This window comes from Citrobacter portucalensis, assembly GCF_023374935.1.
Taxonomy (GTDB): Bacteria; Pseudomonadota; Gammaproteobacteria; order Enterobacterales; family Enterobacteriaceae; genus Citrobacter; species Citrobacter portucalensis.
This window is the reverse complement of the sequence record NZ_CP092466.1, coordinates 429,562-447,343: the sequence shown is the minus strand read 5'-3', so window position 1 is coordinate 447,343 and position 17,782 is coordinate 429,562. Positions and strand designations below refer to the sequence as shown.

General features: G+C 50.4%; 31 protein-coding genes. 5 read left to right on the top strand and 26 right to left on the bottom strand.

What is annotated here, in order from left to right:
• Positions 1–4: 4 nt before the first annotated feature.
• From LY264_RS02180 to dprA, 3 genes are read right to left on the bottom strand one after another with little or no spacing between them, the layout of a single operon-like run.
• Positions 5–547 carry a DNA topoisomerase family protein gene (locus tag LY264_RS02180; RefSeq protein WP_008786284.1) on the bottom strand — a complete coding sequence of 181 codons (543 nt, stop codon included), beginning with the start codon at positions 545–547 and terminating at the stop codon, positions 5–7.
• Positions 548–573: 26 nt separating this feature from the next.
• Positions 574–1,047, bottom strand: coding sequence for a DUF494 family protein Smg (gene smg / locus LY264_RS02175; RefSeq protein ID WP_003031162.1), 474 nt, complete (start codon positions 1,045–1,047; stop codon positions 574–576).
• Complete coding sequence (gene dprA, locus LY264_RS02170) at positions 1,019–2,143, bottom strand: DNA-protecting protein DprA (protein WP_048215428.1); 1,125 nt, start codon at positions 2,141–2,143, stop codon at positions 1,019–1,021. The genes smg and dprA overlap by 29 nt, the downstream gene beginning before the upstream one ends.
• A 129-nt stretch (positions 2,144–2,272) precedes the next feature.
• On the opposite strand from dprA, the gene def reads away from it, so the two are divergent.
• The 5 genes from def (at position 2,273) to mscL (ending at position 7,038) form a co-directional block, all read left to right on the top strand.
• On the top strand, positions 2,273–2,782 hold the full coding sequence (gene def / locus LY264_RS02165) for a peptide deformylase (RefSeq protein ID WP_003828283.1): 510 nt from the start codon (positions 2,273–2,275) through the stop codon (positions 2,780–2,782).
• A 14-nt stretch (positions 2,783–2,796) separates the two neighbouring features.
• On the top strand, positions 2,797–3,744 hold the full coding sequence (fmt, locus tag LY264_RS02160; protein ID WP_048215427.1) for a methionyl-tRNA formyltransferase: 948 nt from the start codon (positions 2,797–2,799) through the stop codon (positions 3,742–3,744).
• Positions 3,745–3,795: 51 nt separating this feature from the next.
• Positions 3,796–5,085: a 16S rRNA (cytosine(967)-C(5))-methyltransferase RsmB gene (gene rsmB, locus LY264_RS02155; RefSeq protein ID WP_032945172.1), complete on the top strand. Its 1,290-nt coding sequence runs from the start codon at positions 3,796–3,798 to the stop codon at positions 5,083–5,085.
• 21 nt (positions 5,086–5,106) lie between these two features.
• On the top strand, positions 5,107–6,483 hold the full coding sequence (trkA, locus tag LY264_RS02150; protein WP_003031153.1) for a Trk system potassium transporter TrkA: 1,377 nt from the start codon (positions 5,107–5,109) through the stop codon (positions 6,481–6,483).
• Between the two features lie 141 nt (positions 6,484–6,624).
• Positions 6,625–7,038: a large-conductance mechanosensitive channel protein MscL gene (gene mscL / locus LY264_RS02145; RefSeq protein ID WP_003031152.1), complete on the top strand. Its 414-nt coding sequence runs from the start codon at positions 6,625–6,627 to the stop codon at positions 7,036–7,038.
• Here the strand turns inward: mscL and arfA are convergent.
• The 23 genes from arfA to rplP form a co-directional block, all read right to left on the bottom strand.
• Positions 7,035–7,253 (bottom strand): alternative ribosome-rescue factor ArfA, encoded by a 219-nt coding sequence (gene arfA, locus LY264_RS02140; protein WP_003828276.1) that lies wholly within the window; start codon positions 7,251–7,253, stop codon positions 7,035–7,037. The genes mscL and arfA overlap by 4 nt on opposite strands.
• Positions 7,254–7,310: 57 nt before the next feature.
• Positions 7,311–7,736, bottom strand: coding sequence for a Zn(2+)-responsive transcriptional regulator (gene zntR, locus LY264_RS02135; protein WP_003031145.1), 426 nt, complete (start codon positions 7,734–7,736; stop codon positions 7,311–7,313).
• Between the two features lie 10 nt (positions 7,737–7,746).
• Positions 7,747–8,115, bottom strand: a complete 369-nt coding sequence (locus LY264_RS02130) for a DnaJ family domain-containing protein (protein WP_003845236.1) — start codon at positions 8,113–8,115, stop codon at positions 7,747–7,749.
• A 107-nt stretch (positions 8,116–8,222) separates the two neighbouring features.
• Positions 8,223–8,606, bottom strand: coding sequence for a 50S ribosomal protein L17 (rplQ, locus tag LY264_RS02125; protein ID WP_001216370.1), 384 nt, complete (start codon positions 8,604–8,606; stop codon positions 8,223–8,225).
• A gap of 40 nt (positions 8,607–8,646) precedes the next feature.
• The gene (locus LY264_RS02120; RefSeq protein ID WP_003031139.1) at positions 8,647–9,636 is read right to left on the bottom strand and encodes a DNA-directed RNA polymerase subunit alpha; all 990 of its coding nucleotides are present in this window, start codon (positions 9,634–9,636) and stop codon (positions 8,647–8,649) included.
• Between the two features lie 25 nt (positions 9,637–9,661).
• Positions 9,662–10,282 (bottom strand): 30S ribosomal protein S4, encoded by a 621-nt coding sequence (gene rpsD, locus LY264_RS02115; protein WP_003031138.1) that lies wholly within the window; start codon positions 10,280–10,282, stop codon positions 9,662–9,664.
• Between the two features lie 33 nt (positions 10,283–10,315).
• On the bottom strand, positions 10,316–10,705 hold the full coding sequence (gene rpsK, locus LY264_RS02110; protein ID WP_003031137.1) for a 30S ribosomal protein S11: 390 nt from the start codon (positions 10,703–10,705) through the stop codon (positions 10,316–10,318).
• 16 nt (positions 10,706–10,721) lie between these two features.
• Complete coding sequence (gene rpsM / locus LY264_RS02105; protein ID WP_003031135.1) at positions 10,722–11,078, bottom strand: 30S ribosomal protein S13; 357 nt, start codon at positions 11,076–11,078, stop codon at positions 10,722–10,724.
• A gap of 146 nt (positions 11,079–11,224) precedes the next feature.
• Positions 11,225–11,341 carry a 50S ribosomal protein L36 gene (gene rpmJ / locus LY264_RS02100; RefSeq protein ID WP_000868187.1) on the bottom strand — a complete coding sequence of 39 codons (117 nt, stop codon included), beginning with the start codon at positions 11,339–11,341 and terminating at the stop codon, positions 11,225–11,227.
• Between the two features lie 30 nt (positions 11,342–11,371).
• Complete coding sequence (gene secY, locus LY264_RS02095; protein WP_001118864.1) at positions 11,372–12,703, bottom strand: preprotein translocase subunit SecY; 1,332 nt, start codon at positions 12,701–12,703, stop codon at positions 11,372–11,374.
• Positions 12,704–12,710: 7 nt separating this feature from the next.
• Positions 12,711–13,145, bottom strand: coding sequence for a 50S ribosomal protein L15 (rplO, locus tag LY264_RS02090; protein ID WP_003031132.1), 435 nt, complete (start codon positions 13,143–13,145; stop codon positions 12,711–12,713).
• 3 nt (positions 13,146–13,148) lie between these two features.
• Complete coding sequence (gene rpmD, locus LY264_RS02085) at positions 13,149–13,328, bottom strand: 50S ribosomal protein L30 (protein WP_001140434.1); 180 nt, start codon at positions 13,326–13,328, stop codon at positions 13,149–13,151.
• Between the two features lie 3 nt (positions 13,329–13,331).
• Positions 13,332–13,835, bottom strand: a complete 504-nt coding sequence (gene rpsE / locus LY264_RS02080) for a 30S ribosomal protein S5 (protein WP_003031131.1) — start codon at positions 13,833–13,835, stop codon at positions 13,332–13,334.
• A 14-nt stretch (positions 13,836–13,849) separates the two neighbouring features.
• Complete coding sequence (rplR, locus tag LY264_RS02075; RefSeq protein ID WP_000358960.1) at positions 13,850–14,203, bottom strand: 50S ribosomal protein L18; 354 nt, start codon at positions 14,201–14,203, stop codon at positions 13,850–13,852.
• 9 nt (positions 14,204–14,212) lie between these two features.
• Positions 14,213–14,746: a 50S ribosomal protein L6 gene (gene rplF, locus LY264_RS02070; RefSeq protein ID WP_249457486.1), complete on the bottom strand. Its 534-nt coding sequence runs from the start codon at positions 14,744–14,746 to the stop codon at positions 14,213–14,215.
• 12 nt (positions 14,747–14,758) lie between these two features.
• A complete protein-coding gene (gene rpsH / locus LY264_RS02065) occupies positions 14,759–15,151 on the bottom strand; it encodes a 30S ribosomal protein S8 (protein ID WP_003031127.1) in 393 nt (130 codons plus the stop codon).
• Between the two features lie 30 nt (positions 15,152–15,181).
• Complete coding sequence (rpsN, locus tag LY264_RS02060; protein ID WP_003031125.1) at positions 15,182–15,487, bottom strand: 30S ribosomal protein S14; 306 nt, start codon at positions 15,485–15,487, stop codon at positions 15,182–15,184.
• 14 nt (positions 15,488–15,501) lie between these two features.
• Complete coding sequence (rplE, locus tag LY264_RS02055) at positions 15,502–16,041, bottom strand: 50S ribosomal protein L5 (RefSeq protein WP_003031123.1); 540 nt, start codon at positions 16,039–16,041, stop codon at positions 15,502–15,504.
• A gap of 14 nt (positions 16,042–16,055) precedes the next feature.
• Entirely contained in the window at positions 16,056–16,370 is a 315-nt protein-coding gene (rplX, locus tag LY264_RS02050) for a 50S ribosomal protein L24 (protein WP_003031122.1), read from the bottom strand.
• A gap of 10 nt (positions 16,371–16,380) precedes the next feature.
• A complete protein-coding gene (gene rplN / locus LY264_RS02045) occupies positions 16,381–16,752 on the bottom strand; it encodes a 50S ribosomal protein L14 (RefSeq protein WP_000613954.1) in 372 nt (123 codons plus the stop codon).
• Positions 16,753–16,915: 163 nt separating this feature from the next.
• Complete coding sequence (gene rpsQ, locus LY264_RS02040; RefSeq protein ID WP_003031120.1) at positions 16,916–17,170, bottom strand: 30S ribosomal protein S17; 255 nt, start codon at positions 17,168–17,170, stop codon at positions 16,916–16,918.
• Positions 17,170–17,361, bottom strand: coding sequence for a 50S ribosomal protein L29 (rpmC, locus tag LY264_RS02035; RefSeq protein WP_000644742.1), 192 nt, complete (start codon positions 17,359–17,361; stop codon positions 17,170–17,172). Before rpmC ends, rpsQ begins: the two co-directional genes overlap by 1 nt.
• Positions 17,361–17,771 carry a 50S ribosomal protein L16 gene (gene rplP, locus LY264_RS02030; RefSeq protein WP_000941208.1) on the bottom strand — a complete coding sequence of 137 codons (411 nt, stop codon included), beginning with the start codon at positions 17,769–17,771 and terminating at the stop codon, positions 17,361–17,363. Before rplP ends, rpmC begins: the two co-directional genes overlap by 1 nt.
• Between the last annotated feature and the right edge of the window lie 11 nt (positions 17,772–17,782).

The following is a 17,782-nucleotide window of genomic DNA, read 5'->3' as shown; positions in this document are numbered from 1 at the left end:
TTTTTTATTCCGCCGAAATCGGCTTTCCACATTGTTTACTGGCACAGAAATGCTTCACACCCTGCGCGGTTTTCTTTTCGATGAGAAGCGGATAATGACACTCAGGACATTCTCCGGCTAACGGTTTGAAGTTAATGACAAACTGGCACTCCGGATAGCGATCGCAGGAGTAAAAGGTTTTGCCATAACGGGAACGCCGCTGGACAAGATGACCAGTCTGGCATTGAGGACAGACTATTGCTGTTTCATCAGGCTTGTCGATGAGCTCGGTGTGATCGCACGCAGGATAGTCACTGCATCCAATAAACATACCGAATCGTCCCTGTCTCAGCACCAGCTCAGCGCCACATGCAGGACAAAGCTTACCCTCCAGAACTTTGACAACATGTCCGTCCGCGGAAGATTTCAGCGGACGGATGTAATCGCATTCTGGATAGTGTGAACAACCGAGAAACGGACCGTGTTTCCCGGAACGAATAACCAGTTCAGCCCCGCATTGTGGGCAGGGCTCGTTTTTACGCACCGTGAACAGTGCTGATTTAGCCATAACAACTCATACTGAATGAAGATTGATTAATGCAGCATACCTTCATTCACTTCAAAGAGTAATTCTTCCATTTGCTGATAGGCATTTTCACAACCTGGAATGTTGAATAGCACCATCAGAATCACCCACTTCAGGTCTTCCAGATCGAACTCTGCCGTATCTAGCGCGAGTACGCGCTCAATAACCATTTCTCGCGTTTCGAGGTTTAGCACCTGAATCTGCTCCAGGAATAGCAGGAATCCTCTACAGCTTGCATCCAGTCGGTCGCACTCTTCCGCAGTATAAATACGTATAGAAAGAGGGTCCGATGCCAGCTGCATAGGTTCAGCAAGACCATCCTGATAGTCAGCAAGCTTCTCCAGCCAAAGTAACGCGTTGTAAATGTCTTCACGATCAAAACCAGCGTCGGTAAGATCCCGTTCCAGTTTGTCCTGATCCACACGCAGCTCAGCTTCGTTATGGATATATGTCTCAAACAAATACATTAGTACGTCGAACATGGCATGCCCTCCTCAATCGGACATAGCCGCCGGGTACAGCTGCGATCCACCCTGCTAACTCCAGTTCGAGCAGTTGAGCCACTACCTCTGGCACAGGTTGGCCGGCACGTTCAGCGACGACGTCAACAGGTGTTACCTCATCTCCTACGTTAGCCAGGAGCTCCGGAAATGGCAATGCCACCTCTTCGTGATCTGGCGAATAAATTGATTTTTCAGGTTCATCTGGCAACCATTGCAGCCCATATTGCAAATTTTCAAGAATTTCCTCTGGTGTCGTCACAAGCATGGCTCCCTGCTGAATAAGCCAATGCGGGCCTTCACTTCCCGGGCTCCCAATCGGCCCAGGTAAAGCAAACACCTCCCGCCCTTGTTCAATTGCACAGCGAGCAGTAACCAGCGACCCGCTACGCTGTGCAGCTTCGACAACCAGTACACCTTTACTTAGACCACTGATAATACGATTTCGTCGGGGAAAATTGCGCGGCAAAGGGAGCATATCTAATGGGAACTCAGACACCAGTGCGCCCCCAGCCTCAATAAGTCGCTCCGCAAGACGGATATGCTGCCGTGGATGAATGGTCTCAAGTCCATTTCCCAGCACCGCAATACTTGTGCCTTGTCGGTTTATCGCAGCATTGTGCGCCACGCCATCAATCCCCCGGGCCAGACCGCTGGTGATCGTCACCCCACATGCAGCAAGCTTTTCACAAAACAACCGTCCCCAGCGTTCGCCATACCATGAATGTTGTCGACTACCGACAACGGCAACTTGAAATGAGTGGAGGCATGCGGGAGCTCCTGCAACAAAAAGCACCCCAGGATAATCCTCAATCGCACGGAGCTGTGGCGGATAATGCTCGCTGTCGGCAACCACAAAATGGTGGTTAGGCTGTTCAAGCCAGCGCAGCGTTTTTTCCAGCGTCAGATCTGAAAAGGTTAAAAAGCGTCTTGCCTGGCGTGGAGAGAATCCTGCCTGCAAGAGTACCGCGTTGTTAATGCACGGTTGAGTATTGAGCCAGTGAGCAACGCGCACTATCTCATCACCATACAGTTCATTCACTTGCGCTAAACGTAGCCAAATTTCGATTTGGGTCATCCCTGTTCCCCTGCCACAAGCAGTCCTGGCAATCTTTGCGATTGGTCACTGATGCTGTCAATCAGAGGGGGTTTTGTCTAGAATAGAGGTAATAATCTTTTCAACTCCTGAACTCAACTCTGGATAACTATGTCAGTTTTGCAAGTGTTACATATTCCGGACGAGCGCCTTCGCAAAGTCGCAAAACCGGTTGAAGAAGTGAATGCAGAAATTCAGCGTATCGTTGATGATATGTTCGAAACGATGTACGCCGAAGAAGGTATCGGTCTGGCAGCAACACAGGTCGATATTCATCAGCGCATCATTGTTATTGATGTCTCTGAAAATCGCGATGAGCAGTTGGTACTCATTAACCCAGAACTGCTGGAAAAAGACGGCGAAACCGGCATTGAAGAAGGCTGTCTGTCTATTCCTGAACAGCGTGCGTTAGTACCCCGTGCAGAGAAAGTAAAAATTCGTGCGCTCGATCGCGACGGCAAATCTTTTGAACTGGAAGCCGATGGCCTGCTCGCTATCTGCATTCAACATGAAATGGATCACCTGGTCGGTAAACTATTTATCGATTATCTGTCTCCGTTGAAGCAACAACGCATTCGTCAGAAAGTTGAAAAACTCGACCGCCTGAACGCCCGAGCTTAAGGACAAGGATCAACGTGTCAGACTCACTACGTATTATTTTTGCGGGTACACCTGACTTTGCAGCGCGTCATCTCGACGCGCTGCTGTCTTCTGGACATAACGTCGTTGGCGTGTTTACCCAACCGGACCGCCCGGCGGGACGCGGTAAAAAGCTGATGCCCAGCCCGGTAAAAGTGCTGGCAGAAGAAAAAGGGATACCGGTCTTTCAACCCGTCTCTCTTCGCCCTCAGGAAAACCAGCAACTGGTTGCTGATTTACACGCAGACGTGATGGTGGTGGTGGCATATGGCCTGATCCTGCCAAAAGCCGTACTGGAAATGCCGCGCCTGGGTTGTATCAACGTTCACGGTTCCCTGCTTCCGCGCTGGCGGGGTGCAGCACCGATCCAGCGCTCACTGTGGGCAGGCGACGCCGAAACCGGTGTTACCATCATGCAGATGGATGTTGGCCTCGACACCGGTGATATGCTGCTGAAGCTGTCCTGCCCAATTACGGCAGAAGATACCAGCGGTTCGTTATATGACAAGCTGGCAGAACTGGGGCCTCAGGGGCTGATTGAAACGCTAAAACAGCTGGCTGCCGGCACAATAAAACCGGTGGTACAAGACGAATCACTGGTTACGCATGCAGAAAAACTCAGCAAAGAAGAGGCCCGTATCGACTGGTCGCTTTCGGCTGTTCAATTGGAACGCTGCATCCGCGCCTTTAACCCCTGGCCAATGAGCTGGCTTGAAATCGATGGTCAGCCAGTGAAAGTCTGGCAAGCTTCGGTTATTGCTGTAAACACCCAGGCCGAGCCAGGCACCATTCTAGAGGCGACAAAGCAGGGTATCCAGGTCGCAACAGGCGACGGCATTCTGAATCTTATCTCTTTGCAGCCTGCCGGTAAAAAAGCCATGAGCGCGCAGGATCTGCTTAATTCGCGCCGGGAGTGGTTCGTGCCCGGAAACCGTCTGGCCTGACGGTTCATCTCTTTAAGCCCGGTGTCTCCGGGCATTTTTATTTTTGCGCTTATGAAAAAACATCTTAATTTACGCAGTATGGCGGCCCAGGCCGTCGAACAGGTTGTCGAGAAAGGACAATCACTAAGTAACGTGCTGCCCGCCATGCAGCAAAAAGTTGCCGATAAAGACAAAGCGCTGTTACAGGAACTTTGCTTCGGCGTATTGCGTACACTCTCTCAACTGGAGTGGATGATCCAGCAACTGATGGAACGTCCAATGACGGGCAAACAGCGCACCGTTCACTACCTGATCATGGTGGGCTTCTATCAACTGTTGCATACTCGTATTCCAGCGCACGCTGCGTTGGCTGAGACCGTAGAAGGCGCGGTCGTTATTAAGCGTCCACAGCTGAAAGGGCTGATCAACGGCGTACTGCGCCAGTTTCAACGCCGTCAGGATGAACTGCTGGCCGAGTTTGCGCAAAGCGATTTGCGCTTCTTACACCCCTCCTGGCTGGTGAAACGTATTAAGAGTGCGTATCCGCAGCAGTGGGAAGCCATTCTTGAAGCCAATAACCAGCGACCGCCGATGTGGCTACGGGTCAATCGTAATCACCATACTCGCGACGCCTGGCTAGACCTGCTTACCGAAGCGGGTTTGACAGGTTTCCCGCATCCAGACTACCCGGATGCAGTGCGTCTGGAAACACCGGCTCCAGTTCACGCCCTCCCTGGTTTTGACGAAGGTTGGGTCACCGTTCAGGATGCTTCCGCTCAAGGATGCGTAAATTATCTGTTGCCGGAGGACGGTGAGCAGATCCTCGACCTGTGCTGTGCGCCGGGCGGTAAAACCACTCACATTCTGGAAGTTGCTCCGCTAGCTAACGTCATGGCCGTCGATGTGGATGAAAAACGCTTATCGCGCGTTTACGACAATCTGAAACGTCTGGGCATGAAGGCAACCGTAAAACAGGGGGATGGCCGCTATCCACAGCAGTGGTGCGGTGAACAACAGTTTGACCGTATTTTGCTGGACGCTCCATGTTCTGCTACCGGGGTGATCCGTCGCCATCCGGATATCAAATGGCTGCGCCGCGACCGGGATATTGCCGAACTTGCCCAATTGCAGGCTGAGATCCTGAATGCAACCTGGTCACATCTTAAATCTGGCGGCACGCTAGTGTATGCAACGTGCTCTATCCTGCCAGAAGAGAACCAGCAGCAAATTGCCGCCTTCCTGGCACGCACACCGGATGCGGTATTAAGCGAAACCGGTACGCCGGAAAAACCCGGACGTCAGAATTTACCGGGTGCGGAAGATGGCGATGGCTTCTTTTACGCTAAGCTAATCAAAAAGTGATGAGATAACGGGTCGCGACTGATGAAAATTATCATTCTGGGCGCAGGGCAAGTTGGCGGTACGCTGGCTGAAAACCTGGTCGGAGAGAACAACGATATCACGGTAGTCGATACCAATGGTGAACGCCTGCGCAGCCTGCAGGACAAGTTTGATCTCCGTGTCGTGCAAGGGCATGGTTCGCATCCCCGCGTATTACGTGAAGCTGGTGCCGACGATGCCGATATGCTGGTTGCCGTAACCAGCTCAGATGAAACCAATATGGTTGCCTGCCAGGTAGCTTATTCACTGTTTAATACGCCTAATCGCATCGCCCGTATTCGTTCACCAGATTACGTTCGCGATGCCGACAAGCTGTTCCAATCCGATGCGGTGCCAATCGATCACCTGATTGCGCCTGAGCAACTGGTTATCGATAGCATTTATCGCCTGATTGAATATCCGGGCGCATTGCAGGTGGTGAATTTTGCCGAAGGTAAAGTCAGTCTGGCAGTAGTAAAAGCCTATTACGGCGGGCCGCTTATCGGTAATGCGCTGTCAACAATGCGTGAGCATATGCCGCACATCGATACCCGCGTTGCGGCGATTTTCCGTCATGACCGACCGATCCGTCCGCAAGGTTCTACGATCGTTGAAGCGGGTGATGAAGTCTTCTTTATTGCGGCATCACAGCATATACGCGCCGTAATGAGTGAACTGCAGCGTCTGGAAAAGCCGTACAAACGCATTATGTTAGTGGGTGGAGGTAATATCGGTGCGGGTCTGGCACGTCGTCTGGAAAAAGATTACAGCGTCAAACTGATCGAACGTAATCAACAACGCGCATCCGAACTTGCAGAGAAACTACAAAATACGATCGTCTTTTTTGGTGATGCTTCGGATCAAGAGTTACTGGCCGAAGAACATATCGATCAGGTCGATCTGTTCATCGCAGTGACCAACGATGATGAAGCAAATATCATGTCGGCGATGCTTGCCAAACGGATGGGTGCCAAGAAAGTAATGGTGTTGATCCAGCGCAGAGCATACGTCGATCTGGTGCAAGGCAGCGTGATCGATATTGCGATTTCACCGCAGCAGGCGACCATCTCCGCGCTGCTGAGCCACGTGCGTAAAGCTGATATTGTTGGCGTTTCTTCACTTCGCCGTGGCGTCGCGGAAGCCATTGAAGCCGTCGCACACGGGGATGAAACGACGTCGAGAGTTGTAGGGCGTTCAATTGATGAAATTAAACTTCCGCCCGGAACCATTATTGGCGCCGTTGTACGTGGTAACGATGTCATGATTGCCAACGATAACCTGCGCATTGAGCAGGGCGATCACGTAATTATGTTCCTGACAGATAAAAAGTTTATTACCGACGTCGAGCGACTATTCCAGCCAAGTCCTTTCTTCCTGTAATAATTTGGGCGCTAATACAGCGCCTTTTTTATTTCCCTTTATTTTTCATGGTCTAATAAATTTTCCTTTCGGCAATACATAAATGGAAATTGCCTAAACATTTGTTAAACTTATAAACGTCAGCTGCATAGGGAGAATAAAATGAGCATTATTAAAGAGTTTCGCGAATTCGCGATGCGCGGGAATGTTGTCGATTTGGCAGTGGGTGTCATTATTGGTGCGGCATTCGGTAAGATTGTTTCATCACTGGTTGCCGATATCATTATGCCGCCGCTGGGGCTGTTAATTGGTGGAATTGATTTTAAACAGTTTGCTTTAACGCTACGTGATGCACAGGGAGACATCCCTGCCGTGGTCATGCATTACGGTGTATTTATTCAGAATGTATTCGATTTCATTATTGTTGCGTTTGCTATCTTTATGGCAATCAAACTAATCAACAAACTGAACCGTAAAAAAGCGGAAGAGCCGGCAGCACCGCCAGCTCCATCGAAAGAAGAAGTATTGCTAAGTGAAATTCGTGACCTGCTGAAAGAACAGAATAACCGCTCTTAAGCACTCACTGAAACAAGAAGGCCAGTGGTAAAAAAGTTAATTACTTTCTTGCCACTGGCCTCCCAGTTACCCCGATTGCCATGTTTGCCTTTACGCAGATAACTTCCTTTCCCTTTCTTATTTTTCTCAACGCGCTGTCTGAACAGTGGGTCATGCAGAAGCGCCTCAATGGCGTTGTCCTTTATCTGCCCTTTGGTGTGCTGATAACGACTCATAATATCTCCAGTTTGTAGTAATTTACGCCGCGAGTGTAGACCTGGCAGTTCAAGAAATCAACAGCCTGATGTTGTTCCACTGGCGCCTTGCTCAAGAGCTTCAAGAATAGAGCAGTACACGCTGCTGTGTGCCTTGCCGCAGCATGCATCATTCAATCGCTGCAGTGACCGCTGCATCGTCTGAAGTTCAGCAATGCGGGCTTCGACTTCTTGCAGTCTTTCCTGGACGATCCCTTTTGATTCCTGACAGGTATGGTGTTCGGGATCAACCCGGATCGAAAGCAATTCACGGATCGACTCCAGAGTGAAACCAAGCTGCCGGGCATAACGAATAAACTTCAAGCGCTGAAGATCGCTTTCTGTATAGAGGCGAAATCCGCCTTCAGTACGCACTTCATGCTCCATCATCTGCTGCTTTTCATAGTAGCGGATAGTATCTGGCGTAACGTCAGCCAGTTTCGCTATTTCACCAATTCGGTACATGCTCTCTCCGCTATTCGTCGTTGATCTTTTTTAGCAGCTTATCTGCGTAGTCACCGCGTAAAAACTCGGTGCTGAGTCCAGCCTGCCGAAGTTTAAGTTCCAGTAGCGACAGTCTTCGGCTCACCTCCGGATAACTAGGATCATCTTTGCGGATACCCGCGAGTATTTCAAGCAGCTGTATTGCCTCTCTGCGTTGCTCGAGCTCAGGAGGAAGGCAACCTGCATTTTTTAATAAACGGTATCCGGCTCTGAGTTCAGGCGGGACATGGGAGTCATCGTCAAGAGTCAGCGGTTCGCCTGTTCCCGGTAAATCATCAAACTCGCCTTTAGACTGTGCATCAATAATATGGCGCTCTGCCCACTGGTCAAGTAACCACATACAACACTCCAGGGGATGAACAAAAAGAGTACAGATATTGTAGATAAGTGGGGATATGACGGATATAAAAAAACCCGCCGAGGCGGGTTTTTTTACGTTACTACAGATTACTCTGCAGCAGCTTCTGTTTTCTCTGAACGATCAACCAGCTCGATGTATGCCATCGGCGCGTTGTCGCCTGCACGGAAACCACACTTCAGAATGCGAGTGTAACCACCGGCGCGGCTCGCAAAACGCGGGCCCAGTTCGTTAAACAGTTTTGCCACGATCTCGTTATCACGAGTACGGGCGAATGCCAGACGACGATTAGCTACGCTATCAGTCTTGGCAAGAGTAATCAGCGGCTCAACTACGCGACGCAGCTCTTTCGCTTTCGGCAGAGTCGTCTTGATGATTTCATGACGAACCAGTGAACCTGCCATATTGCGGAACATAGCCTGGCGATGGCTGCTGTTGCGGTTCAGTTGACGACCACTCTTACGATGGCGCATGACCTTATCCTTCTCAGTAAAACCTTAACCTGTGATCCGGTTACTCGTCAGCGATGCTTGCCGGTGGCCAGTTTTCCAGGCGCATGCCCAGAGACAGTCCACGGGAAGCCAGCACGTCTTTAATCTCGGTAAGAGATTTTTTACCAAGGTTAGGCGTCTTAAGAAGCTCAACCTCAGTACGCTGTACCAGATCACCGATATAGTGGATAGCTTCTGCTTTGAGGCAGTTAGCAGAGCGGACAGTCAATTCCAGATCGTCAACAGGGCGCAGCAGGATCGGATCGAATTCTGGTTTCTCTTCTTTAACTTCCGGCTGACGTACATCACGTAAATCAACGAAAGCTTCCAGTTGTTCAGCCAGAATGGTTGCCGCACGACGAATCGCCTCTTCAGGATCGATTGTGCCGTTGGTTTCCATTTCGATGACCAGCTTGTCCAGGTCGGTACGCTGTTCTACACGCGCTGCTTCAACATTGTAGGCAATACGCTCTACAGGGCTGTAGCATGCGTCGACCAGCAGACGGCCGATTGGGCGCTCATCTTCTTCCGAATGAATTCGGGTAGAAGCCGGCACATAACCACGACCGCGCTGAACTTTGATACGCATGCTAATAGATGCATTCTCATCGGTCAGGTGGCAGATCACGTGCTGTGGCTTGACGATTTCGACATCACCATCATGGGTAATGTCGGCTGCAGTCACAGGGCCAATGCCAGATTTATTCAAGGTAAGAATAACGTCATCTTTACCCTGAACTCTCACCGCCAGCCCTTTCAGGTTGAGCAGGATTTCCAGGATATCTTCCTGAACGCCTTCTTTGGTGCTGTACTCATGTAGTACACCATCAATCTCAACCTCGGTCACCGCGCAACCCGGCATCGATGAGAGCAGAATACGGCGCAGTGCGTTACCCAAAGTATGGCCAAAGCCACGCTCTAAAGGCTCAAGGGTCACCTTGGCGTGCGTCGAACTCACTTGCTCGATATCTACCAGGCGCGGTTTTAGAAACTCTGTCACAGAACCCTGCATTGTGTCCTCTCTTTGGTACTAAGCTTTACTTGGAGTAAAGCTCGACGATCAGGTGTTCGTTAATGTCCGCAGACAGATCAGAACGCTCCGGCTTACGCTTGAACGTACCTTCCATCTTGCCAGCATCAACTTCCAGCCAGGTTGGCTTTTCACGCTGCTCAGCCAGCTCCAGAGCGGCTTTCACGCGAGACTGCTTCTTCGCTTTCTCACGAATGCTAACAACGTCATTCGGACTAACCTGATAAGAAGCGATGTTAACAACACGACCGTTTACCATAATTGCTTTATGGCTGACCAGCTGACGTGCTTCTGCACGAGTGGCACCGAAGCCCATACGGTATACAACGTTGTCCAGACGACCTTCCAGCAGACCCAACAGGTTTTCACCGGTGTTGCCTTTCAGACGTGCTGCTTCTTTGTAGTAGTTACGGAACTGACGCTCCAGCACACCGTAGATACGGCGAACTTTTTGCTTTTCACGCAACTGCACACCATAGTCAGACAGACGCGGTTTACGCGCACCGTGCTGGCCAGGAGCTTGTTCAATTTTACACTTGGTATCGATCGCGCGAACGCCAGACTTAAGGAATAAGTCAGTGCCCTCACGACGGCTCAGCTTGAGCTTAGGACCCAAATATCTTGCCATTTTCTTTCTCCAACAATCCTAGAAACGACAGCGTTATACGCGACGTTTTTTCGGCGGACGACAACCGTTATGAGGGATCGGAGTCACATCAGTAATATTAGTGATGCGGAAACCAGCGGCGTTCAGAGCACGAACAGTAGATTCGCGACCTGGACCCGGTCCTTTGACCATAACTTCCAGATTCTTGATACCGTATTCTTTTACGGCTTCAGCGCAACGCTCTGCTGCAACCTGAGCTGCAAACGGAGTGGATTTGCGAGAACCACGGAAACCGGAACCACCGGCTGTTGCCCAACCCAGTGCGTTACCCTGACGATCAGTAATGGTAACGATGGTGTTGTTAAAAGAAGCATGGATATGAGCCACGCCGTCAGAGACTTGTTTTCTTACACGTTTACGTGCACGAATTGGTGCCTTTGCCATTATTCAATCACCCCGATTATTTCTTGATCGGTTTGCGCGGACCCTTACGGGTACGTGCGTTGGTCTTGGTACGCTGACCGCGAACCGGGAGACCACGACGATGACGCAAACCGCGATAGCAACCAAGGTCCATAAGGCGCTTGATGCTCATGCTAACTTCACGGCGCAGATCACCTTCAACGACAAATTTGGCAACTTCGTCACGCAGCGTGTCGATTTGTTCTTCAGACAGCTCACTGATCTTAACATCTTCAGCGATACCCGCGGCAGCCAGAATGGCTTTAGAACGGGTCTTGCCGACGCCGTAGATCGAAGTTAATGCGATCACAGCATGTTTCTGATCAGGAATGTTAATGCCTGCTATACGGGCCACTATGCACTCCTACTATTTAATATGTACGCACCATGCTGAAAAGCCCGTTTTCAGGATACTCAAATGGAAACGCACAGACATACAAAAGATTGGCTGGCTAATCTAGCCAGCTCAACCCAACTTTGCAAGAAAAATATGCGAATAAATCAGCCTTGGCGCTGTTTATGCTTCGGCTCGGCACTGCAAATCACACGGATGACACCATCACGCTTAACGATTTTGCAGTTACGGCATAATTTCTTGACGGAAGCACGAACTTTCATTTTTACTCTCCGTAACTTCTCGGGCGACTGTTAACGGCCGTAGCCTTTCAGATTCGCCTTCTTCAATGCAGACTCGTACTGACTTGACATCATCAGAGTTTGCACTTGAGCCATAAAGTCCATAATCACGACAACAACGATAAGCAGTGAGGTCCCACCGAAGTAGAACGGTACTTTCATTGCATCACGCATGAACTCCGGGATCAGGCAGATAAAGGTAATGTAGAGCGCACCAACCAAAGTCAGGCGGGTCATTACTTTATCGATATACTTCGCCGTTTGCTCTCCCGGACGAATTCCTGGTACAAATGCACCGGACTTCTTCAGGTTATCTGCTGTTTCACGCGGGTTGAAAACCAACGCCGTGTAGAAGAAACAGAAGAATATGATTGCAGACGCATAGAGTAACACATAAAGCGGTTGCCCAGGCTGCAAATACAGCGAAATTGTTGTCAGCCAGTTCCAACCAGTCCCGCCCCCGAACCATGACGCGATGGTCGCCGGGAACAGAATAATACTGGAAGCGAAGATTGCCGGGATTACCCCCGCCATATTCACTTTCAGCGGTAAATGTGTGCTCTGTGCAGCATAGACACGACGACCTTGCTGACGTTTTGCGTAGTTTACCACAATACGGCGTTGACCACGCTCAACAAATACAACAAAGAACGTCACTGCGAATACTAATACTGCAACCAACAGCAACACGAGGAAGTGCAGGTCGCCTTGACGCGCTTGCTCGATAGTATGGGCAATGGCTGGCGGGAGTCCCGCGACAATACCGGCGAAGATAATGATTGAGATACCGTTGCCGATACCACGTTCAGTAATCTGTTCGCCCAACCACATCAGGAACATCGTCCCTGTAACCAGACTTACAACAGCGGTGAAATAGAATGCAAAGCCTGGGTTCATCACCAGGCCCTGCATACCAGGCATATTCGGCAGACCGGTAGCAATACCGATCGACTGGAATATTGCCAGCACCAGAGTACCGTAGCGGGTGTACTGGCTGATCTTACGACGACCAGACTCCCCTTCTTTCTTAATTTCTGCCAGCGTTGGATGAACCACCGTCAGCAGCTGGATAATGATCGACGCCGAAATATACGGCATGATCCCCAGAGCAAAGATAGAAGCACGGCTGAGAGCACCACCAGAGAACATGTTAAACATTTCAATGATGGTGCCTCGCTGTTGCTCAAGCAGTTTGGCAAGTACAGCGGCATCAATACCAGGGATCGGAATGAAAGAGCCAATACGGAACACAATCAGCGCGCCGATTACAAACAGCAGTCTGCGTTTCAGCTCGCCTAAGCCACCTTTGGCACTTTGAAAATCTAATCCCGGTTGTTTAGCCATCTGCTACTTATTCCTCGATTTTACCGCCAGCAGCTTCGATAGCAGCACGAGCGCCTTTAGTAACACGCAGGCCACGAACAGTTACCGGAGTAGTGACTTCACCAGCCAGGATCACTTTCGCGAACTCGATCTGGATACCGATAATGTTAGCTGCTTTCAGCGTGTTCAGGTCTACAACACCGCCTTCAACTTTAGCCAGGTCAGACAGACGAACTTCGGCTGTAATCGCTGCTTTACGTGAAGTGAAGCCGAATTTCGGCAGACGACGGTACAGAGGCATCTGACCACCCTCGAAACCGCGACGTACGCCACCGCCAGAACGAGACTTCTGACCTTTGTGACCACGACCACCGGTTTTACCGAGGCCAGAACCGATACCACGACCCAGGCGGCGAGCCGCTTTTTTAGAGCCTTCGGCCGGAGACAGAGTATTTAAACGCATCTCTTACTCCTCAACTTTAACCATGAAGGAAACCGCGTTGACCATACCACGAACAGCAGGAGTATCCTCGCGCTCTACGGTGTGACCAATACGACGCAGACCCAGGCCAAGCAGCGTTGCCTTGTGTTTCGGCAGACGACCGATTGCACTGCGGGTTTGAGTAATTTTAATAGTCTTTGCCATGGTTTATTTCCCCAGAATTTCTTCAACGGATTTACCACGCTTGGCAGCGACCATTTCCGGAGATTTCATATTTTCCAGGCCATCGATAGTTGCACGCACCACGTTAATCGGGTTAGTGGAACCATACGCTTTAGCCAGAACGTTACGAACTCCAGCGACTTCCAGAACGGCGCGCATTGCACCACCGGCGATGATACCGGTACCTTCGGAAGCCGGCTGCATGAATACACGAGAACCCGTGTGAGTACCCTTAACCGGGTGCTGCAGGGTGCCGTGGTTCAGCGCGACGTTAATCATATTGCGACGGGCTTTTTCCATCGCTTTCTGGATCGCTGCTGGAACTTCACGCGCTTTACCGTAACCAAAACCAACGCGACCGTTACCATCACCAACTACAGTCAGAGCTGTGAAGGAGAAAATACGACCACCTTTAACGGTTTTAGATACGCGGTTAACCGCGATCAGCTTTTCCTGCAGTTCGCCAGCTTGTTTTTCGATGTGAGCCATCTTACACCTCTACCTTAGAACTGAAGGCCAGCTTCACGGGCAGCATCTGCCAGTGCCTGGACACGACCATGATATTGGAACCCGGAACGGTCAAAAGAAACATCTTTGATGCCTTTTTCCAGAGCGCGTTCAGCAACAGCTTTACCTACAGCTGCAGCAGCGTCTTTGTTACCGGTGTACTTCAATTGTTCAGCGATAGCTTTTTCTACAGTAGAAGCAGCTACCAGAACTTCAGAACCGTTCGGTGCAATTACCTGTGCGTAAATATGACGCGGGGTACGATGTACCACCAGGCGAGTTGCACCCAGCTCCTGGAGCTTGCGGCGTGCGCGGGTCGCACGACGGATACGAGCAGATTTCTTATCCATAGTGTTACCTTACTTCTTCTTAGCCTCTTTGGTACGCACGACTTCGTCGGCGTAACGAACACCCTTGCCTTTATAAGGCTCAGGACGACGGTAGGCGCGCAGATCTGCTGCAACCTGACCGATCAGCTGTTTATCAGCGCCTTTCAGCACGATTTCAGTCTGAGACGGACATTCTACAGTGATTCCCGCAGGCAGCTGATGGTCAACTGGGTGAGAGAAACCTAAAGCCAGGTTTACTACATTCCCTTTAACCGCTGCACGATAACCTACACCAACCAGCTGAAGCTTCTTAGTGAAGCCTTCGGTAACACCGACAACCATTGCATTCAGCAGGGCACGCGCGGTACCAGCCTGAGCCCATCCATCTGCGTAACCATCACGCGGACCGAAGGTCAGTGCATTATCTGCATGATTTACTGCAACAGCATCGTTGAGAGTACGAGTCAGCTCGCCGTTTTTACCTTTGATCGTAATAACCTGACCGTTGATTTTTACATCAACGCCGGCAGGAATAACGACCGGTGCTTTAGCAACACGAGACATTTTTTCCTCCGATTAGGCTACGTAGCAGATAATTTCGCCACCAAGACCAGCCTGGCGCGCTGCACGATCAGTCATAACACCTTTAGAGGTAGAAACAACTGCGATACCCATGCCAGCCATAACTTTCGGCAGCTCGTCTTTACGCTTATAAATGCGCAGACCTGGGCGACTGACACGCTGAATGCTTTCTACAACAGCTTTACCCTGGAAATACTTGAGAGTAAGTTCCAGTTCCGGCTTGGTGTCGCCTTCAACTTTAAAATCTTCAATAAAACCTTCTTCCTTCAGCACGTTGGCAATTGCCACTTTCAGCTTGGAGGAAGGCATGGTGACCGCAGCTTTATTCGCGGCCTGACCGTTACGGATACGGGTCAGCATATCCGCGATCGGATCTTGCATGCTCATCTGTCTTTACTCCCGTGATTCAATTGGTAATTACCAGCTAGCCTTTTTCAAGCCTGGTACTTCACCGCGCATGGCGGCTTCACGCAGTTTGATACGGCTCAACCCGAACTTGCCCACATAGCCATGCGGACGACCTGTTTGACGGCAGCGGTTACGCTGACGGGACGGGCTGGAATCACGCGGCAGAGACTGCAGCTTGAGAACTGCGTTCCAACGATCTTCGTCGGTCGCGTTCACATCAGAGATAATAGCTTTCAGTTCAGCGCGTTTTGCGAAGTACTTATCAGCTAAAGCTACGCGCTTTACTTCGCGTGCTTTCATTGATTGCTTAGCCATTCAGTAACCCTACCTTACTTGCGGAACGGGAAGTCAAAGGCAGCCAGCAGAGCACGGCCTTCTTCATCAGATTTCGCAGTAGTGGTAATGGTAATATCCAAACCACGCACGCGGTCGACTTTATCGTAGTCGATTTCTGGGAAGATGATCTGCTCACGGACACCCATGCTGTAGTTACCACGACCGTCGAAAGACTTAGCGGACAAGCCACGGAAGTCACGGATACGTGGAACAGCAATAGTGATCAGGCGCTCAAAGAACTCCCACATGCGTTCGCCACGCAGAGTTACTTTACAGCCGATCGGATAGCCCTGACGGATTTTGAAGCCTGCAACTGATTTGCGTGCTTTGGTGATCAGCGGTTTTTGACCGGAGATTGCTGTCAGGTCAGCTGCTGCGTTATCCAGCAGTTTCTTGTCAGCGATCGCTTCACCAACACCCATGTTCAGGGTGATCTTCTCGACCCGAGGGACTTGCATGACAGAATTGTAGTTAAACTCAGTCATGAGTTTAGCGACTACTTCGTCTTTGTAGTAATCATGCAGTTTCGCCATCGTACTACTCCAAATTACTTGATAGTTTCGCTGTTAGATTTGAAGAAACGGACTTTTTTGCCGTCTTCGAATCTAAAGCCTACACGGTCAGCCTTGCCGGTTGCCGCGTTGAAGATAGCAAGGTTAGAGATCTGAATAGCTGCTTCTTTCTCTACGATGCCGCCTGGTTGGTTCAGGGCCGGAACCGGCTTCTGATGTTTCTTAACCAGGTTGATACCTTCAACAATGACCTTGCCGGAAGACAGGACATTCTTAACTTTACCGCGTTTACCTTTATCTTTACCGGTTAACACGATAACTTCGTCATCACGACGGATCTTCGCTGCCATGATTCGCTCCTTAGAGTACTTCTGGTGCCAGAGAGATAATTTTCATGAACTTCTCGTTACGAAGTTCACGAGTTACCGGCCCAAAAATACGCGTACCGATAGGTTGCTCGCTGTTATTGTTTAAAATAACGCATGCATTACCATCGAAGCGAATGACAGAACCGTCCGGGCGACGAACACCCTTCTTGGTGCGCACCACTACCGCCTTCAGCACATCACCTTTTTTGACCTTACCACGCGGAATTGCTTCCTTGATGGTGATCTTGATGATATCGCCGACGCCTGCGTAGCGACGGTGCGAGCCACCCAGAACCTTGATACACATTACGCGACGTGCACCGGAGTTGTCGGCGACGTTCAGCATAGTCTGTTCTTGGATCATTTTAGTGCTCCGCTAATGTCAACTACTACTGAGACCCGAAAATCAGGTCGTTAAAAAAGCCCCATATCGGGGGCGCGGCATTATAACACCGCTTCAACGATATGGGTAGAAAAAATAAACGGCTCATCGCTGAGCCGTTTATTCGTTGAGAATGCCTACTGTATTACAGAACGGCTTTCTCTACAACGCGAACCAGCGTCCAGGACTTAGTCTTGGACAGCGGACGGCATTCGCGGATTTCAACCACGTCACCAGTACCGCATTCGTTGTTCTCGTCATGTACGTGCAGTTTGGTCGTACGCTTAATGAATTTACCGTAGATCGGGTGTTTCACAAAACGTTCGATAGCAACAACGATGGATTTCTCCATTTTATCGCTAACAACGCGACCTTGCAGAGTACGGATTTTATCGGTCATTACGCACCCGCCTTCTCAGTCAGTAAAGTCTTAACGCGTGCGACGTCACGACGCACTTGCTTCAACAGGTGAGACTGTTGCAGCTGGCCACTTGCAGCCTGCATACGCAGGTTGAACTGCTCACGCAGCAGATTCAGCAGCTCGGTGTTCAGCTCTTCAACACTCTTCTCACGCAGCTCTTTTGCTTTCATTACATCACCGTCTTAGTTACAAAGGTGGTTTTAATCGGCAGTTTCGCTGCTGCCAGCTTGAATGCTTCACGGGCCAGCTCTTCCGGTACGCCGTCCATTTCATACAGGACTTTACCCGGCTGAATCAAGGCAACCCAATACTCCACGTTACCTTTACCTTTACCCATACGCACTGCCAGCGGCTTTTCAGTGATCGGTTTGTCCGGGAATACACGGATCCAGATCTTACCTTGACGCTTAACTGCACGGGTCATAGCACGACGTGCTGCTTCGATCTGACGGGCAGTCAGACGACCACGGCCAACAGCTTTCAGACCGAAGCTGCCGAAGCTAACATCCGCGCCAGCAGCCAGACCGCGGTTACGGCCTTTGTGCATTTTACGGAATTTTGTACGCTTTGGTTGTAACATCAGCGACGCTC

Bases quoted from the DNA above. Each gene is read 5' to 3' on its own strand.
- LY264_RS02180 (WP_008786284.1), bottom strand. From the start codon at position 547: ATGGCTAAATCAGCACTGTTCACGGTGCGTAAAAACGAGCCCTGCCCA.
- smg (WP_003031162.1), bottom strand. From the start codon at position 1,047: ATGTTCGACGTACTAATGTATTTGTTTGAGACATATATCCATAACGAA.
- dprA (WP_048215428.1), bottom strand. From the start codon at position 2,143: ATGACCCAAATCGAAATTTGGCTACGTTTAGCGCAAGTGAATGAACTG.
- def (WP_003828283.1), top strand. From the start codon at position 2,273: ATGTCAGTTTTGCAAGTGTTACATATTCCGGACGAGCGCCTTCGCAAA.
- rsmB (WP_032945172.1), top strand. From the start codon at position 3,796: ATGAAAAAACATCTTAATTTACGCAGTATGGCGGCCCAGGCCGTCGAA.
- trkA (WP_003031153.1), top strand. From the start codon at position 5,107: ATGAAAATTATCATTCTGGGCGCAGGGCAAGTTGGCGGTACGCTGGCT.
- mscL (WP_003031152.1), top strand. From the start codon at position 6,625: ATGAGCATTATTAAAGAGTTTCGCGAATTCGCGATGCGCGGGAATGTT.
- arfA (WP_003828276.1), bottom strand. From the start codon at position 7,253: ATGAGTCGTTATCAGCACACCAAAGGGCAGATAAAGGACAACGCCATT.
- zntR (WP_003031145.1), bottom strand. From the start codon at position 7,736: ATGTACCGAATTGGTGAAATAGCGAAACTGGCTGACGTTACGCCAGAT.
- LY264_RS02130 (WP_003845236.1), bottom strand. From the start codon at position 8,115: ATGTGGTTACTTGACCAGTGGGCAGAGCGCCATATTATTGATGCACAG.
- rplQ (WP_001216370.1), bottom strand. From the start codon at position 8,606: ATGCGCCATCGTAAGAGTGGTCGTCAACTGAACCGCAACAGCAGCCAT.
- LY264_RS02120 (WP_003031139.1), bottom strand. From the start codon at position 9,636: ATGCAGGGTTCTGTGACAGAGTTTCTAAAACCGCGCCTGGTAGATATC.
- rpsD (WP_003031138.1), bottom strand. From the start codon at position 10,282: ATGGCAAGATATTTGGGTCCTAAGCTCAAGCTGAGCCGTCGTGAGGGC.
- rpsK (WP_003031137.1), bottom strand. From the start codon at position 10,705: ATGGCAAAGGCACCAATTCGTGCACGTAAACGTGTAAGAAAACAAGTC.
- rpmJ (WP_000868187.1), bottom strand. From the start codon at position 11,341: ATGAAAGTTCGTGCTTCCGTCAAGAAATTATGCCGTAACTGCAAAATC.
- secY (WP_001118864.1), bottom strand. From the start codon at position 12,703: ATGGCTAAACAACCGGGATTAGATTTTCAAAGTGCCAAAGGTGGCTTA.
- rplO (WP_003031132.1), bottom strand. From the start codon at position 13,145: ATGCGTTTAAATACTCTGTCTCCGGCCGAAGGCTCTAAAAAAGCGGCT.
- rpmD (WP_001140434.1), bottom strand. From the start codon at position 13,328: ATGGCAAAGACTATTAAAATTACTCAAACCCGCAGTGCAATCGGTCGT.
- rpsE (WP_003031131.1), bottom strand. From the start codon at position 13,835: ATGGCTCACATCGAAAAACAAGCTGGCGAACTGCAGGAAAAGCTGATC.
- rplR (WP_000358960.1), bottom strand. From the start codon at position 14,203: ATGGATAAGAAATCTGCTCGTATCCGTCGTGCGACCCGCGCACGCCGC.
- rplF (WP_249457486.1), bottom strand. From the start codon at position 14,746: ATGTCTCGTGTTGCTAAAGCACCGGTCGTTATTCCTGCCGGCGTTGAT.
- rpsH (WP_003031127.1), bottom strand. From the start codon at position 15,151: ATGAGCATGCAAGATCCGATCGCGGATATGCTGACCCGTATCCGTAAC.
- rpsN (WP_003031125.1), bottom strand. From the start codon at position 15,487: ATGGCTAAGCAATCAATGAAAGCACGCGAAGTAAAGCGCGTAGCTTTA.
- rplE (WP_003031123.1), bottom strand. From the start codon at position 16,041: ATGGCGAAACTGCATGATTACTACAAAGACGAAGTAGTCGCTAAACTC.
- rplX (WP_003031122.1), bottom strand. From the start codon at position 16,370: ATGGCAGCGAAGATCCGTCGTGATGACGAAGTTATCGTGTTAACCGGT.
- rplN (WP_000613954.1), bottom strand. From the start codon at position 16,752: ATGATCCAAGAACAGACTATGCTGAACGTCGCCGACAACTCCGGTGCA.
- rpsQ (WP_003031120.1), bottom strand. From the start codon at position 17,170: ATGACCGATAAAATCCGTACTCTGCAAGGTCGCGTTGTTAGCGATAAA.
- rpmC (WP_000644742.1), bottom strand. From the start codon at position 17,361: ATGAAAGCAAAAGAGCTGCGTGAGAAGAGTGTTGAAGAGCTGAACACC.
- rplP (WP_000941208.1), bottom strand. From the start codon at position 17,771: ATGTTACAACCAAAGCGTACAAAATTCCGTAAAATGCACAAAGGCCGT.